We start from the raw sequence: 16444 nt of genomic DNA on the forward strand, positions 1-16444 counted from the left end.
GATGAAAATCGACCTCAATATCGAACGCAGCCTGATGCTGCCTGTCTCGCATGCGCGCGCGCTGACGCTGCTGGACGACGTCGAAAGCACGATCGGCCGCTTCCCGAATCTGAAAGCCTTGACCCGGCTCGACGATCACAGCTACCGCTGGGACATGCGCACGATGGGCGTGCGCATCGCCCGCATCGCGCATGACCTGAGCTACGCCGCGCGCTACAGCATCGACCGTGGCAACGGCGTCATCCGCTGGGTGCCGGTCCCCGGTCACGGCAATGCCAGCATCGGCGGCGAGATTCGCCTGACCGCGAGCGGCGACGCCACGCAGATGCAGTTCAAGGTCAATGGCGTGATGAACGACGTGCCGGTGCCGCTGCTGTACCGGCCGCTGGCCCCGAGTTTCATCAGCGCCAAGATGAGCACGCTGATCGAGCGCTTCCTCGCTCGCACCGCCGAAGCCCTCGCCGCCGAGCCGGCAGCGCCGGCGTCGCAGCCGAAATCCCGTTCCCCGAAACAACCTGCACCGAAGAAACCATGAAACCTGCTGCCCCCCTTGCCGATGTCCTGATGGGCCGCGGCCTGCGCGTGCTGAACCGCGTGTCCGCCCTGCCCGTGATCGACCGCCTTGGCCTGCGCAAGCCGGCCGAACGTCTGCTGTTCAACACGTCGAAGAACGCGTTCCGCGTCGCCGGTGCCGCCGGCCGCCAGTTCGCCGCGACGCAGAAGCTGCTGAAGCCGTCGCGCCTGCCGAAGGCGCCGTCGCGCGATCTGTTCGACCTCACGCCGAGCGAAGAGCAGCAGATGCTGCGCGACGCCGTGCTCGGCTTTGCCAGCGAGCAGCTGCGTCCGGCCGCCGTCGCCGCCGATGCCGCGTGCAAGGCGCCGCGCGAGCTGCTGACGCAGGCCGCCGAACTCGGCATCGCGATGATGGGCATCCCGGAAGATCTCGGTGGCGTCGGTGCCGAGCGCTCCGCCGTCACCAATGTGCTGGTCGCTGAAGCGCTGGCCCAGGGCGATCTCGGCCTGGCCGTGGCCTGCCTCGCGCCGAGTGCGGTTTCGACCGCGCTGGTGCTGTGGGGCAACGAAACGCAGCAGGCCAAGTATCTGCCGGCGTTCACCGGCGAAAGCCTGCCAGCCGCCGCGCTGGCGATCCAGGAACCGCGCGCGCTGTTCAACCCGTTTGCGCTGAAGACCGTCGCGAAGCCGGTGGCGAACGGCTATCTGCTCAGCGGCGAGAAGTCGCTGGTGCCGCTGGCCGCCGATGCCGAACTGTTCATCGTCGCTGCCGATCTCGAAGGACATGGCCCCGCCCTGTTCGTGGTCGAAGCCGGCAGCGCCGGCATCAGCGTCGAAGCCGAGCCGGCAATGGGTCTGCGCGCGGCCGGCACCGGTCGCGTCCGGTTCACCGACGTCAGCCTGCCGGACGAAGCACTGCTCGCCGCCGGTGATGCCAGCGCCTATGCCGACTGTATCCAGCTCGCGCGCATCGGCTGGTGCGCGCTGGCCGTGGGCGCGTCGCAGGCCGCGCTCGACTACCTGATTCCGTACGTGAACGAGCGCGTCGCGTTCGGCGAGCCGATCAGCCATCGCCAGTCGGTGGCGTTCAACATCGCCAACATCGGCATCGAACTCGAAGGCATGCGGCTGGCGACCTATCGCGCCGCCGCGCGTGCCGAACAGGGCCTCGACTTCGCGCGCGAGGCCGCCATCGCCCGCAAGCTGTGCAGCGACAAGGCGATGACCATCGGCTCAGACGCCGTGCAGCTGCTTGGTGGCCACGGCTTCGTCAAGGAGCATCCGGCCGAACGCTGGTACCGCGACCTGCGCGCAGTCGGCGTGATGGAAGGCGTGGTCCTCGTCTAAGGAATTCCGAACATGATCAATCTCGAAACCCCGAAGAAGTTCGCCGGCCTGGCGATGCAGGCCCATCAGGTCGCGAAGGAAATCTTCCGGCCGATCTCGCGCAAGTACGATCTCGCCGAACACGCGTATCCGAAGGAACTGGACATGCTGGCCTCGCTGCTCGACGGCATGACCGCCGGCGGCGGCGCTGCCGGCGCCGGTGCCGCCGGTGTCGGCCGCGGCACCCGTGACAGCAGCAACGAGAACCGCAATGGCTCGAACCTGTCGTCGCTGGTCGGCGTGATGGAACTGTGCTGGGGCGACGTCGGCCTGCTGCTGTCGATGCCGCGTCAGGGCCTCGGCAACTCGGCGATCGCGGCCGTTGCCAACGAGGAGCAGTTGGAACGCTTCAAGGGCCGCTGGGCCGCGATGGCGATCACCGAACCGGGCTGCGGCTCGGACTCCGCCGCGATCCGTACCACCGCGGTCAAGGATGGCGACGACTACATCCTGAACGGCGAAAAGATCTATGTCACGGCCGGCGACCGTGCCGAACTGGTCGTGGTCTGGGCAACACTCGATCGCAACATCGGCCGTGCCGCGATCAAGAGCTTCGTCGTCGAGAAGGGCACGCCGGGCTTCGAACTGGTGCGCCTCGAACACAAGCTCGGCATTCGCGCGTCCGACACCGCCGCGTTCGTGCTGAAGGATGTCCGCGTGCCGGCGAAGAACCTGCTCGGCGATCCGGAAATCAATGTCGAAAAGGGCTTCGCCGGCGTCATGCAGACCTTCGACAACACCCGGCCGCTGGTCGCCGGCATGGCGCTGGGCCTGACCCGCGCCGTGCTCGAGGAAACGCGCCGCATCCTCGAGGAAGCCGGTGTGGTGATCGACTACAACGCGCCGGTGATCGCGCTCAGTGCCGCCGCCGCGCAGTTCATCGCGATGGAAGCGGACTACGAGTCCGCCCGCCTGCTGACCCTGCAGGCCGCATGGATGGCCGACAACCGCAAGCCGAACTCGCTGCAGGCCTCGATGGCCAAGGCCAAGGCCGGCCGCACCTGCGTCGATGTCTCGCTGAAGGCGCTGGAACTGGCCGGCGCGGTCGGCTACAGCGAAACCAGCCTGCTCGAAAAGTGGGCCCGCGACGCGAAGATCCTCGACATCTTCGAAGGCACGCAGCAAATCCAGCAGCTGATCGTCGCCCGTCGCCTGCTCGGCAAGAGCTCCGCGGAACTGCGCTGAGTCCAGCGGCACGCATCTCGATGCGGTACCTCGGCCCTCCTCCGCTTGCGCGGTGGAGGGCTTTTTTTCTGGGTCCAACGCCGCGTCAAGCGGCCGAGCCGCGACCACGCATCAGGAAACATCGAAACCTCTCCGAGGTCCATTTGAACGCGAAGTTCGATGCCAATACGACAGACTCATTCGGCAAGCCCCCTGAGGACGGCGAGGCTGTTTGCAGGTGCAGTCAGGGACATGAAGTCAGAAATAGTGGACGGGGTTCGCCTTGGACGTGATAGGAACTCTGCAGGCCACTCGGTAATGCGATGCGCTTTGACGTGGACGGACCGGGGCGGCTCTTCCTCGTCGACGTACTCCTCCAGAAGCACGAGCGCGAGCGGCTTGTGGGCCCCTACTGTCCTGAAGGAAAAGTCTTCAGCTTCCTCGAATGAAGCGAAAGCGTAGTAATAGTCACAACCGCCGCAGATGTCAGCTGCTGCCGCGCTGGGATAGCACCAAACTCGATACTCCAGAACCGCATTCCAAATCTAGCCGCCCCAGCGTTGGCTGATGCCGGATAGGTGCCCACGAGCGCACTGTCTATTGCTTCGGGGTAGCGCGACAAACTGTCCATCGGAAACTAACGCCAAAATTCACCTGCGGAACGGCCGGAGGCGGGGCACTAGGGCTCAATGGCTAGTTGAATGGCATTGACCGCCAGCTTCTTGCGAATGCCGACGTATGAATCGCCAACTAGGCCGACGCCCGGATGGTAGCGGAACCCAGAGTGCTCCTTGTCTGCTGCCTCAAGCGCGCGCACTGCATGAGCTTGTGCATCTGGCGCATTACCGAGCTCGGCGTAGATCAGCGAGTGAGCGGTGTGCCAGCGAAAATGATCGATCGGAAACGTAAGCCTCGACTTGTGCTCACTGAGGATGTGCAACGCCTGCTGATAACGCCCTCTGATACCTTGAGTTGCGATTACGAACGGCAGATCCAAGTAAGCCTGAGTTTTCAGGTTCGGGCGCTTTTCTTCCGTTGCAAGAGCGGCCTCATAAGACCTTATAGCTTCTTCTAAACTGCCGAGCGCAAGATGCGCCGTTGCACGATCCACATGCGCTTGCGCGTGATCGAAATGCTCGCCCAGGCCGAAGTATTGCTCCAGCAGGTATAGGGCAGCGGCAGGGTGCTTACGTGCGAGTGTGCATGCCTGAATTCTTAGATATTGGGCCTTGTCGCGTGCGCGCTTCAGCTTGACAAGAAATGCAGCCTCAATTTCCGAGTTCCACTCTGTGTTTCGGAACCAATCATCACGCGCCATTTATGCCGTCCAACGCTAACTAGCTAAACATTAGTGAATAACACCGTCGTACCTGCCTCATCCGTCCTGTTGTCGGACAAACCCGAAGAACGATGCTTGCAAGGCATCCTGCCGCTTGGTCCATGCCCAAGCCATTGGCGGCCATTCCGGAGTTCAGCTGCATGCAGGTTTCGTCATCGAGTTTTGACTCACACCACACTTCATGATGAACCTACAGTAGAAAGGAGTCAGGCACATTATTCGGCGGCGAGCAGCGCCAACAGCGCAAAGGTCGCGAGCCAGTGTTCGCCCATGTAGTCGCCAGCGACGGCCGCGAGGCTGGCGTCCAGATGGCGCTCCGCCGATTCCAGCAGCACGGCGCGGCGAGCGTCGGTCACGGGCAGGCTCGCGGCCAGTGATCGCCAGCACCATGCGCGGCTGAGGTTGAGTCCATCGAGATGGGCAATCTTGCCGTCGCTGGGGTCGCTGACCTCGGCCGGCATGAACAGGCTGGCCGGCTCTCGCGCCGCGAGGCGCGGCAGGAAGGCGTCGAACCAGCGTGCGAAGTCCAACGACGTCAGCAGGCGGCGCAGCGCTTCGGCTTCGATCAGGGTCGACGACAGGAAGTCGTCGCCTGACGGTTCCCAGGCCTGCGCGTCGCGATCCTGCGCATGCCAGCGCCAAGCGCAGTCCTTGAGCAGGGCCATGAACGCAGTGTCGCCGACCGCATCGGCGTAGTCGGCCGCGAGCCGCAGCGCGAACGCGGTGTTGAAGTGCGTGCCGACGCGCACCGGATAGGTCGCGAGCGGCAGATGACTGCGAAAGCGCGCGACGAAATCATCGGCAAGCGGCTGCAGGATCGCGGCGTGACGACGGCCGGCGTCATCGACATGGCGCAGCAGTTCCGCCTGCAGCATCAGCAGCCAGGCCCAGCCGTACGGCCGCTCGAAACCGCGATTGCCGGGTTGCGCCAGCATGGCGCGCTCGCCGGCGACCTTGTCGGCGGTGAACGCGTGCTCGAACTGACGGCGGATGGCGGGGGCTTCCGGAATGCCGGGAAACAGCCTCAGCACGGTCGCGAGCAGCCAGTAGCCGTGGACGCAGGAATGCCAGTCGAGGCTGCCGTGGAAGATCGGATACAGCATCCGCGGCAGCTTCAGATCGGCATCGTCGCGCAGGATCAGCTTCACTGCGTTCGGATACTCGCGGCCGACATGGCCAAGTGCGATGCGGGCGAACTTCGAAGCGGTGGCTTCGGTCAGGCGATGGCGGGTCATGGCGTCGACGAGTGATGACTCGGGGGCGGTGGCGGGTCAGTCCGGGAACACGAACGCGATCATCACGACGGTATTGAACGCGAGCAGCAGCAGTGCCGTCGGCACCTGCACCTTGATCACGGCATGGCGATCACGCAGTTCAAGCAGGGCGGCCGGCACCAGATTGAAGTTGGCCGCCATCGGCGTCATCAGCGTGCCGCAAAAGCCGGACAGCATGCCGAGCGCGCTCATCACGACGACATCGCCGCCGTAGCGGCCGACGATCAGCGGCAGGCCGATGCCCGCCGTCATCACCGGGAACGCCGCAAAAGCGTTGCCCATCACCATCGTGAACAGCGCCATGCCGGCGGTGTAGGCGCAGACGGCGGCGATGCGGCTGTCGACCGCGAGACTCTGCGTCGCCAGATCGCCGATCACCGGGCCGACGCCGGCGAGCGCGAACACTGCGCCGAGCGAGGCCAGCATCTGCGGCAGCAGTGCCGCCCAGCCCACGGTATCCATCAGCCGCCGTCCGTCATGCGCCGGCGAGGACCACGGCTGCCGCAGCAGCGTGATCGCCAAGGTCATGCCGACGACCGCACCCAAGGTCAGCGAGACCAAGGTGGCCTGCTTCGGATCGATCAGCGGCGCGCCGTGGATCGTCATGCGCTTCAGCAGCAAGGTTCCGAGCAGGGTCGTCAGCGGAATCGCCAGCGCCGGCACGAACAGCTTCAGACCCAGCCGCTGCGCGCTCGCCGTGCGCTGCTCGGCGCTCGTCGTCTTCGGCTGCCCGAGGCCCAGCCCCCGAATGCCGGCCAGCAGCACCATCGCGATGACCAGTGCGCCGTTGCCGAGGTCGCCCAGCGCATCGCCAGCCAGGAAGCTGAGCGCGAACAGGCCCCAGAACGCCGTGTTGGTGAAGCGACGAGGGTTGGCACGATCGCCGACGCTGCCGATCGCGAACAGGGCGAACATCGCACCGGCCACGAGATAGACCTCGTGCAGGCCGATCACGCGGCCCGCTCCTCGGCCACGGCGCGCGCCAGCTGGCGATCCAGCCGCCAGAGCCGGAACCCGTGGATCAGCAGTGCTGCGACGGCACTCGGAATCGCCCACAGCGCCAGCCGCAGCGGCTCGACCGTATGGCCGTTGTTGTGCAGGAAGCCGACCATCAGCAGGATCGAGCCGATCGCGATGAAGATGTCTTCGCCGAAGAACAGCGCGATGTTGTCGACCGCCGCCGTCTGCGCGCGAACGTGATCGCGAATGCGCTGCGACAGCGGCCCCAGCCGAGATTCGGCCGCCGCTTCCGCCATCGGCGCGATCAGCGGCCGCACCATCTGCGCGTGGCCGCCGAGCGAGGTCAGCCCGAGCGCGGCGGTGAGCTGCCGCAGCACGAAGTACGCGGCGAGCAGGCGGCCCGTGGTCGCGGTCCTTAGGCCGGTCACCAGCTGCCGCGCCCGCTGCTGCAGGCCAGCGCGTTCCAGCACGCCGATCGCCGGCAGCACCAGCCAGACCAGACTGATGTAGCGGCTGTCGTTGAAGGCCTTGCCGAGTGCCGCGATGACTGCCAGCGGATCGAAGCCGGCGGCCAGGCCCGTGACCAGTGCCGAAACCACGATCACCAGCAGCGGATGCAGCCGCAGCGCGAAGCCGACGACGACCACTGCGATGCCGCCGAGCACCAGCATGGTCAGAGCGCTCCGTCCGGGCCGCGGCCGCAGCCGCCGCCGCCCGGCGTCTCGATGACGATGGCATCCCCCGGCTGCATCTCGGCGCTGTCGGTCGCGGTGAGCGTGCGCACCGCGCCATCAGCCTGAAGCACCGTGTTGCGCCCGACGGCGCCGTCGCCGCCACCGGCGAGACCCTGCGGCGGCACGCGGCGACGGTTCGACAGGACGCCGGCGGTCATCGGCTCCCGGAACACCAGCTTGCGGATGACACCGTCACCGCCGCGATGCAGGCCATCCCCGCCGGAGCCTTCCCGGATCGCGAAGCGTTCGACCAGCACCGGAAAGCGTGATTCGAGCACTTCGGCATCGGTCAGCCGGCTGTTGGTCATGTGCGTCTGCACGGCACTGGCACCATCGAATCCGGGCCCGGCACCGGCGCCGCCGCAGATCGTTTCGTAGTACTGATGCTGCGCGTTGCCGAAGGTGACGTTGTTCATCGTGCCCTGTGAGCCGGCGAGCGCGCCGAGTGCGGCGAGCAGCGCATCGGTGATGGCCTGACTGGTCTCGACATTGCCGGCGACGACGGCGGCCGGAGGCACCGGGCTCAGCATCGAACCGTCCGGAATCCGCAGCTTGATCGGCCGCAGGCAGCCATCGTTCAGCGGGATGTCGTCGTCGATCAAGGTGCGGAACACGTACAGCACGGCGGCGCGGCAGATCGCGCGCGGCGCATTGAAGTTGCTTGCGAGCTGCGGCGAGGTGCCGGTGAAATCGACCGTCGCGCCGCGCGCGGCGCGATCGATGCGCACGGCGACCCGGATCACCGCGCCATCGTCCATGGTCACCGTGGCCTCTCCATCGCGCAGGCGGCCGATGACGTTGCGCACGGCCGCTTCGGCGTTGTCCTGCACGTGGCCCATGTAGGCCTCGACCACGTCGCGGCCGAAACTCGCGATCATCGCCCGCAGCTCGTCGGCACCGGTATGGCAGGCGGCCACCTGCGCCTTGAGATCGGCGATGTTCTGATCCGGATTGCGGGCCGGCCAGCGACCGGCGCCGAGCAGGGCGCGGACTTCGGCCTCGCGGAAGCGCCCGGCCTCGACCAGTTGCACGTTGTCGATCAGCACGCCTTCGTCGTCGACCGTGCGGCTGTTCGGCGGCATCGATCCCGGCGAGATGCCGCCGATGTCGGCGTGATGGCCGCGCGCGGCGACGAAGGCCAGCAGCGTGTCGTCGGCGGCAAACACCGGCATCACGACGGTGATGTCCGGCAGGTGCGTGCCGCCGTTGTACGGCGCGTTCAGCATCCAGACATCGCCCGGACGCAGCGGGCTGGCGGCACTGCGGGCCTCGACCACGGCGCGCACCGAATCGCCCATCGAGCCGAGATGCACCGGAATGTGCGGCGCGTTGGCGATGAGTCGTGTGTCGCGATCGAACAGCGCGCAGGAGAAATCGAGCCGCTCCTTGATGTTCACCGAGGTCGCGGTGTTCTGCAGCGCGTGGCCCATGCGCTCGGCAATGGCCATGAAGCGATGGTTGAAGACTTCGAGCAGCACCGGGTCGATGGCCGTGCTCGCCTGCACGCTCGCGCAGGCCGCCGCATCGCGCACCAGCATCAGGTTGCGCAGTGGATCGACCGTCACCGTCCAGCCCGGCTCGACGATGGTGGTGCCGGTCGCTTCGCGGATGATCGCCGGGCCGCGCGCGGTCCAGCCGCTCGGCAAGCGCTCGCGATCGAACACCGGCACGCCGTCATGGTCGTGCATCGTCACGGTCGCCAGCGCGGCAGGCTCGCCGCTATCGATGCTCGATGCGGTGCCCGGGGACGACGCAGCCGCCGTGCCGATCGCCTCCGCCACGAGCATCTCGACCACCAGCGGCTGGCCGGCCACATCGAAACCGAAGGCCTGTCGATGCGCAGCTTCGAAGCTGCGCCGCAGGGTCCTGGCATCGGCATGGTCGACGGCGATCGCACTGTCGGTTCCAGCGACCTTGATCCGCGCCGTGACCTGCGTGCGTCGGGACGCCAGCGGCAGTTGCTGTGCGTCGAGAGCGGCCATCGCTTCGCTGGCCAGCGCATCTGCCATCGCGCGCAAGCGGGCCTCGCCAGCGCTCGCGAGCGGCGCCTCGATGCTGCGTTCGCGCAGCACGCGGACATCGGCCTGCCCGATGCCGTAGGCCGACAGCACGCCGGCGAACCGATGGACCATGACCTGCCGCATGCCGAGCGCCTCGGCGACGAGGCAGGCGTGCTGGCCACCGGCGCCGCCGAAGCTGACGAGGGTGTAGCGCGTCACGTCATGACCGCGCTGGGTCGAGATCTGCCGGATCGCCCGCGCCATGCTTTCGACCGCAATGCGCACGAAGCCGGCGGCGAGGCCGGCCGGCGTCTGGGCGATGCCGGTCGCTGCGGCCACGTCCGCCGCAAGTTCGGTGAAAAGCGCGACGACCACCTCGCGATCCAGCGGCTGATCGCCGTTCGGGCCGAACACGGCCGGAAAGAAGGCCGGCTGCAGCTTGCCGAGCATGACGTTGCAGTCGGTCACCGTCAGCGGCCCGCCGCGGCGATAGCTGGCGGGCCCGGGCACGGCGCCGGCGGATTCCGGCCCCACGCGCAGCCGCGCGCCGTCGAACCGGCAGATCGAGCCGCCGCCGGCCGCGATCGTGTGGATGCTCAGCATCGGTGCGCGCATCCGGACGCCGGCGACCACGGTCTCGAACGAGCGCTCGAACGCCCCGGCCCAGTGCGAGACGTCGGTGGATGTGCCGCCCATGTCGAAGCCGATCGCCTGCGTGATGCCGGCTTCGGCTGCGGTCACGGCCAGCCCGTTGATGCCGCCGGCCGGGCCTGACAGCACGGCGTCCTTGCCGCGAAACGCGCGGGCGTCGACCAGCCCGCCGTTGGACTGCATGAACAGCAGGCGGGTCCCGGCCGGCAGGGCCTGCTGCACGGTGTCGACGTAGTGGCGCAACACCGGCGACAGATAGGCATCGGCGACCGTGGTGTCGGCACGCGCGACGAGCTTGATCAGCGGGCTGACGGCGTGGCTGACGGAAATCTGCGAAAAACCGACTGCCGTCGCGATGTCGGCCAGCCGTGCCTCGTGCGCGCTGTGCCGATAGCCATGCATCAGCACGATCGCGACACTGCGGTAGCCGGCGGCATAGGCGGCGGCGAGATCGCGCCGCGCGGCGGCTTCGTCGAGCGGCCTGAGCACTTCGCCGTCGGCGCTGACGCGCTCGTCGATCTCGATGGCGAGACCGTGCAGCAGCGACGGCAGTTCGATCCGGCGCGCGAAGATTTTCGGCCGGCTCTGGGTGCCGATGCGCAGCGCATCGCCGTGGCCGCGCGTGATCGCGAGCACCGTCGGTGCGCCGCGGCGCTCCAGCAGCGCGTTGGTGGCGACGGTCGTTCCCATTTTCACGGCTTCTATACGGCCACCGCCGTAGCCTGCGAGCAGCCGGGAGATCCCGTGCGTGGCCGCATCGCGGTACTGGCCGGGATTCTCGGACAGCAGTTTCAGCGTCAGCAGCGACCCGTCCGGACGCCGCGCGACGATGTCCGTGAACGTGCCACCGCGATCGACCCAGAAGTGCCAGCCCGGCACCGTGTTTTCGAGAGGAACAGTCATGCGTGCAGTGTGCCCGAGGTCTTGGTGGCATCGATGCCCGGGCCGCCTCGCCTGCGACGCATGCGCGGCGGCGCGCGCCCGGCAGGGTCTGGTGCCGACGCCGCCGGTCCTGCCGGAATCGGAAACGATGACTGCGTGATCGGCAAATTGAACCGACCGGGCCGGCACGCGCGACCTGGCGTCGCCACGCGACGGCTGACCGCGATGCCCCGCCGACACGACAAGCACACTGGAATCAGGCGCTTGCCGCAGGGTACCGGCGACTGCGGCCGGTGTTCCGCTAACGGCGTTATTATTGCCTGCGGTTCGCTTCCGGGACCGGTTGTACAACCATCGGAAGCGTCCGCTGACAACCAGGCTGGGTTGATCACGCAGACCGCAGGCCGCTGCCGGCGCGTCTGATCGGGCCATGACACACGGACGCGGAGCGCCCCCAAGCAGCATGCTGACTGTCGAAACCGTCGTCGACGACGCCGAATTGTTCCGGCTGGTGCCCGAATGGACCGCGCTGGAAGCCACCATCACGCCGCGAATGCCGTTCCGCACGCCGTGGTGGAACCTGCTGTGGTGGCACCACCTCGGCAAGTCGCACGCGCTGGTCCGCGACGAGATGCGCGTCTACGCCGTGCGCAATGCCCAGCGCGAGCTGCTGGCGATCGCCCCGATGATGATCACGCGCCGCCCCGGTGCCCTGATGCGGCTGGTGCGCGAGCTTCGCTTCTTCGGCGCCGACGTCAACATCACCGAGCAGCGCGGGCTGGTCTGCCGCGCGGAGCATCAGCCGGGCGTGATCGCGGCGCTGCGCGAGGCGTTCAACGACAGCCGGGCCGACTGGGACGTGATCCACTGGGCCGGCATCGACGACAGTCCGGCCGCGCGCGAGGCGATCGAGCAGACCGGCACCGTGCGCTGGGGGCCGCCGATCGAGGACTTCTTCCTGCCGATGCCGCGCCAGTGGGACGACTTCCGGGCTGCCCTGCCCCGCAACACCAAGGAAGCGCTGCGCAAGTGCTACAACTCGCTGAAGCGCGATGGCCACGAGTTCCGTCTGCGCGTGGCGTCACGGCCGGACCAGACGCCGGCAGCGCTTGATCGATTCTTCGAATTGCACGCTGAGCGTGCGCTGCGCGAAGACACCGTCACCCACCCGAACGTGTTCGCCGAGCCGGCGGCGCGCGCCTTCCTGCTCGACTTCTGCCAGCACCTGGCGCAGCGCGACCAGTTGCGCGTGTTCCAGCTCGAGATCGGTGGCGAGATCGTGGCGACGCGCGTCGCCTTCCAGATGGGCAACGAGCTGTTCCTGTACTACTCCGGCTACCTGCCGGACTGGGGCCGGTACAGCGTGATGACGACGGTCGTGGCCGAAGCGCTGCGCTGGTCGATCGAGCGCGGCGTCAGGCGGGTCAACCTGTCGACCGGCAGCGATCCTTCAAAGCTGCGCTGGCGGCCGGACAGTCGCCGCTGTCTGCAGGCGCTGCAGGCCAGCGAGACCTGGCACAGCCGCCTGCGCTTCGGCGTCTATCGCTGGCTGCGCGACCTGAACCTGCCGGTCAGCCCGACGCCGCTCGACCGCCCGACCGGACCCGCCGTGCTGCAGCGGGTCGCCGGCCCCTACAACGAGGCCGCGAGCCGCGAGCCCTGATCGATCGCGCGCTTGGCATCGAGTTCCGCCGCCAGATCGGCTCCGCCGATGCGATGCACGGTGACGCCACCGGCCTTCAGCGGCGCTTCCAGTTCGCGCAGGCTTTCCTGACCGGTGCACAGCACGATGGTGTCGGCCTCGATCAGGGTCGGCTTCTCCTTCTTCTCGCCGAAGCTGATGTGCAGGCCGCGGGCATCGATACCATCGTAGTTGACGCCGGACAGCATCTCGACCCGCTTCATCTTCAGCGACGAGCGATGGATCCAGCCGGTGGTCTTGCCGAGGCCGGCACCCGGCTTGCCGGTCTTGCGCTGCAGCAACGTGACCTGGCGCGCCGGCGGCGCAATCTGCGGTCGAGTCAGGCCGCCACGCGCCGCGGCCGGATCGCCGACGCCCCACTCGGCCCGCCACGCGTCGATGTCCAGCGTCGCCGAATGTCCGTCGTGGACGAGGAACTCGGCGACGTCGAAGCCGATGCCGCCGGCCCCGATCACGGCCACTTTCGCGCCGACCGGCCGGGTGCCGCGCAGCACGTCGATGTAGCTGACGACGTTCGGCGAATCCTGCCCCTTGATCTTCGGATCGCGCGGTACGACTCCGGTGGCCAGCACCACCTCATCGAACTTGTCCGCCAGCAGCTTCGCGGCATCGACCCGCGTGTTCAGATGCAACTGCACGCCGTGACGCTCGATCTGCGTGCCGAAGTAACGCAGGGTCTCGTGGAACTCCTCCTTGCCCGGGATCTGCTTGGCCAGATTGAATTGGCCGCCGATCTCGCCCGAGGCCTCGAACAGGTCAACGTGATGGCCGCGCTGCGCCAGCACCGTGGCGCAGGCCAGCCCCGCGGGGCCGGCCCCGACCACGGCGACGCGCTTCGGCTTCGCGGTGCGGTCGAAATTCAGCTCGGTTTCATGGCAGGCGCGCGGATTCACGAGACAGGACGCGATCCGGTTCTGGAAAGCGTGATCGAGACAGGCCTGATTGCAGGCGATGCAGGTGTTGATCTCGCGCGCCAGACCGCGCGCGGCCTTGTTGACGAAATCCGGATCGGCCAGCAGCGGCCGCGCCATCGACACCATGTCGGCATAGCCGTCGGCCAGCAGCTGCTCGGCGACTTCCGGCGTGTTGATGCGGTTGGTCGTGACCAGCGGGATCGCGACCTCGCCCTTCATCTTCTTCGTGACCCAGGCGAACGCCGCACGCGGCACCGAGGTGGCGATCGTCGGCACTCGCGCCTCGTGCCAGCCGATGCCGGTGTTGATGATCGTGGCACCGGCCTTTTCGACGCCTTTGGCCAACTGCACGATCTCGTCCCAGGTGCTGCCGTCGGGGATCAGGTCGAGCATCGACAGGCGATAGACGATGATGAAATCGCGGCCGACCGCTTCGCGCACGCGGCTGACGATCTCCACCGGCAGGCGCATGCGATTGCTGTAGTCGCCGCCCCACTCGTCGCGCCGCTTGTTGGTGTGCAGGCTCAGGAACTGGTTGATGAAATAGCCTTCCGAGCCCATGACTTCGACGCCGTCGTAGCCGGCTTCGCGCGCCATCGCCGCACAGTTGACGAAAGCCTTGATCTGGCTCTCGACGCCCCGTGCCGACAGCTCGCGCGGCTTGAACGGCGAGATCGGCGACTTGATCGGGCTCGGTGCCACCGCGAACGGGTGATAGCCGTAGCGGCCGGTATGCAGGATCTGCATCGCGATCTTGCCGCCTTCGGCATGCACGGCATCGGTCACCACCTTGTGACGGCGCGCAGCCGAGTGGCTCGACAGCGTGCCGGCCAGCGGCTTGGCCCAGCCGGCGATGTTCGGCGCGACACCGCCGGTGACGATCAGGCCGACGCCGCCGCGCGCGCGCTCGGCGAAGTAGGCAGCGAGCCGCGGCGTGTGCTTGCGCGCATCCTCCAGCCCGGTATGCATCGAGCCCATCAACACCCGGTTCTTCAGCGTGGTGAAGCCGAGATCGAGCGGAGCGAGGAGGTTCGGATAGGCAGCGGTCATCGGAATATCCAGCAGCAGGGCCAGCAACAGGGTCGGACGGGCCGCCACTGTAGAAAAAATCGCGAGGCCGCGCCGGTAATGCCGGTAACCGGCTGAACCGCGGTCAGACGTAGCGGTCGACCAGACCGGTCTGTCGCCGCGTCACGGCATCGCGGATTGTCGCCGGATCGAGCGACACGGCATCGCCGCCGGATGCCCGGCCGTCCCGTTCGCGCGCCGCAGCCCCGTTGCCCGCGCCCGCCGAACCATGACCCGCTTGCCCTTGGGGCTGACCACCGGCGTGCGCGTTCGATGCGAAATCACGCCCGCCGACCTGCGCCTGCGACAGTGCCAGACCGTCTGCGGCCAAGCGCTCGCGCAACTGCGGCAGCGCCGCCTCAAGTGCGGCGCGGGCACCCGCATGCTCGGCACCGAACCAGACGTTGGCGTTCTGGCCTTCGATGCGGATGCGGATGTCGACCGACCCCAGTTCGCGCGGATGCAACTGCATTCGCGCCTCCTGCACGCCGGCCTCGTGCAGCCAGCGCAGGCGCTCGCCAAGCCGAGTACCGGCGTCGGACTGGTTCAGCGCCAGCGGCTCGCCGAACGCGTTGAGCAGTGCCGCGCCCGCAGCCTGTGGCGACGGCGGCGCGGCGGCTGCGGGTGGAGTCGTCGCGACGGTCGGGGCCGGCGTCGATATCGGTCCCGGCAGGATGTCCGTGGCGGCATTCGGCGCGGCATCGGCGAGCGTTGCCGGCGTGATCTGCGCGGCCAGCTTGTCGAGCGCGGCGTTCAGGGCAGCGGTCTGGCTGGGGCCCAGGACGGCATCGGGCGCTGCCACAGTCGGTTCCGTGCCGAACCCGGCGCGGAGGGTCGAAGCCGCGGGATCAGCACTGCCGTCGTCGCCTGCCGTCGCCAATGCCGAGGTCAATGCCGATGCCGGCAAATCCTTCGGCGCCTGCGTTGGCGGCGTCGGCGGCGTGCCGACGGTCTTGCCGCTGGCAGCACCGCCCGTACCGCCCGCACCGCGCACGAAGCCGGCGAGTGCGGCAACGCCGTCAAGCGTGGTGGCAGGATCGGTCGATGGCGTCGGCGTCGCGGCGGGATCGACGGCTGGCGTCGATGGTGCCGGTGCCTCGGCGGTCGGATTGCGCAAGGCCAGCAGCCACGGCGGCACGGGCGACGAACCGTCGCCCGCCTTCACGGCATCGGTCGCGCCGTCGTCCTGATCGTCCTCGTTCGATGCGGGCTCGCGGGCTTCCGCCGTGGCCTTCGCCTTGCCGGCGGGCTCGGGTTCACGAACGCGGTCACGGCGGTCGGCGGCCGCGGTGTCCTGCGCATCCCGGGCGTGGAGCAATGCCGCAAACGGCGAACCGCTGTCGCCACCGTGGCCGGATCGACGGCTGACGCTTCGGGGCGATGCACTGGCAGCAGTGGCGGTGACGGCGAGATCGGTCATGAGGCATTTCCGGCGATGAAGTGCCGCACGGCGGCGAATTCGTCCATTTCCTTCTGGCTGTTGCGCTCGGCGACGGCGCGCTCGGCGAGACACCCCTGTTCGTGCATGTGCTGTGCAATGCGCAGCTGGCGGCGGCTGTCGAGCCAGCTCTGCCGCACCTGCTCGACGCGCGCGGCCTCGGCTTCGACCAGCCCTTCCTGAGACTTCACCGCCTCGCCAAGCCTCGCGTTGAACTGGCGCTGGTTTTCGAGCATCGCCGGCGTGACGCGGGCCGGACGCTGGCCTTCGTAATCGTCCAGATAGCGGCGCAGCTCGCTGAGCATCATCTGCTGCTCGGCGAGCTTGGCCTGCGCGCGGGCGACCGCCCGCTGCGCCTCGTCCTCATGACGTTCGGCCACGCGCAGCAGCAGTTCGAGTCGGACTCTAGACAGGGCCAT

Annotated in this window: 12 protein-coding genes; 4 read left to right on the top strand and 8 right to left on the bottom strand. The window is 67.8% G+C overall.

The genetic code is table 11. From position 1 onward, the window contains the following. Position 1 precedes the first annotated feature (1 nt). Genes QZ951_RS14505 through QZ951_RS14515 form a run of 3 tightly spaced genes read left to right on the top strand, consistent with a single transcriptional unit; the run spans position 2 to position 3084 of the window. Positions 2 to 535: a hypothetical protein gene (locus tag QZ951_RS14505; RefSeq protein ID WP_293001748.1), complete on the top strand. Its 534-nt coding sequence runs from the start codon at positions 2 to 4 to the stop codon at positions 533 to 535. A 29-nt stretch (positions 536 to 564) separates the two neighbouring features. Then, positions 565 to 1860 (top strand): acyl-CoA dehydrogenase family protein, encoded by a 1296-nt coding sequence (locus tag QZ951_RS14510; RefSeq protein WP_366943940.1) that lies wholly within the window; start codon positions 565 to 567, stop codon positions 1858 to 1860. A gap of 12 nt (positions 1861 to 1872) precedes the next feature. Further along, positions 1873 to 3084, top strand: a complete 1212-nt coding sequence (locus tag QZ951_RS14515; protein WP_293001752.1) for an acyl-CoA dehydrogenase family protein — start codon at positions 1873 to 1875, stop codon at positions 3082 to 3084. Positions 3085 to 3742: 658 nt separating this feature from the next. Here the strand turns inward: QZ951_RS14515 and QZ951_RS14520 are convergent. From QZ951_RS14520 to QZ951_RS14540, 5 genes are all read right to left on the bottom strand, one after another. Then, positions 3743 to 4381, bottom strand: coding sequence for a hypothetical protein (locus QZ951_RS14520; RefSeq protein WP_293001754.1), 639 nt, complete (start codon positions 4379 to 4381; stop codon positions 3743 to 3745). Positions 4382 to 4617: 236 nt separating this feature from the next. Further along, positions 4618 to 5637 (bottom strand): DUF2891 domain-containing protein, encoded by a 1020-nt coding sequence (locus QZ951_RS14525; RefSeq protein ID WP_293001756.1) that lies wholly within the window; start codon positions 5635 to 5637, stop codon positions 4618 to 4620. Positions 5638 to 5673: 36 nt separating this feature from the next. Then, positions 5674 to 6630 carry a DUF979 domain-containing protein gene (locus tag QZ951_RS14530; RefSeq protein ID WP_293001758.1) on the bottom strand — a complete coding sequence of 319 codons (957 nt, stop codon included), beginning with the start codon at positions 6628 to 6630 and terminating at the stop codon, positions 5674 to 5676. Continuing rightward, positions 6627 to 7307, bottom strand: a complete 681-nt coding sequence (locus QZ951_RS14535) for a DUF969 domain-containing protein (RefSeq protein WP_293001760.1) — start codon at positions 7305 to 7307, stop codon at positions 6627 to 6629. The genes QZ951_RS14530 and QZ951_RS14535 overlap by 4 nt, the downstream gene beginning before the upstream one ends. Positions 7308 to 7309: 2 nt before the next feature. Then, a complete protein-coding gene (locus QZ951_RS14540) occupies positions 7310 to 10924 on the bottom strand; it encodes a hydantoinase B/oxoprolinase family protein (RefSeq protein WP_293001763.1) in 3615 nt (1204 codons plus the stop codon). 442 nt (positions 10925 to 11366) lie between these two features. On the opposite strand from QZ951_RS14540, the gene QZ951_RS14545 reads away from it, so the two are divergent. Continuing rightward, positions 11367 to 12566: a GNAT family N-acetyltransferase gene (locus QZ951_RS14545; RefSeq protein ID WP_293001765.1), complete on the top strand. Its 1200-nt coding sequence runs from the start codon at positions 11367 to 11369 to the stop codon at positions 12564 to 12566. Here the strand turns inward: QZ951_RS14545 and QZ951_RS14550 are convergent. The 3 genes from QZ951_RS14550 to fliJ all read right to left on the bottom strand — a co-directional run bounded on the left by QZ951_RS14550 (position 12536) and on the right by fliJ (position 16444). Continuing rightward, entirely contained in the window at positions 12536 to 14569 is a 2034-nt protein-coding gene (locus QZ951_RS14550) for an NADPH-dependent 2,4-dienoyl-CoA reductase (RefSeq protein WP_293001768.1), read from the bottom strand. The genes QZ951_RS14545 and QZ951_RS14550 overlap by 31 nt on opposite strands. A 103-nt stretch (positions 14570 to 14672) precedes the next feature. Continuing rightward, positions 14673 to 16007 carry a flagellar hook-length control protein FliK gene (locus QZ951_RS14555; protein WP_293001770.1) on the bottom strand — a complete coding sequence of 445 codons (1335 nt, stop codon included), beginning with the start codon at positions 16005 to 16007 and terminating at the stop codon, positions 14673 to 14675. Next, entirely contained in the window at positions 16004 to 16444 is a 441-nt protein-coding gene (gene fliJ / locus QZ951_RS14560) for a flagellar export protein FliJ (protein WP_293001772.1), read from the bottom strand. The genes QZ951_RS14555 and fliJ overlap by 4 nt, the downstream gene beginning before the upstream one ends.

Source organism: Nevskia sp., from assembly GCF_021732705.1.
Lineage (GTDB): Bacteria > Pseudomonadota > Gammaproteobacteria > Nevskiales > Nevskiaceae > Nevskia.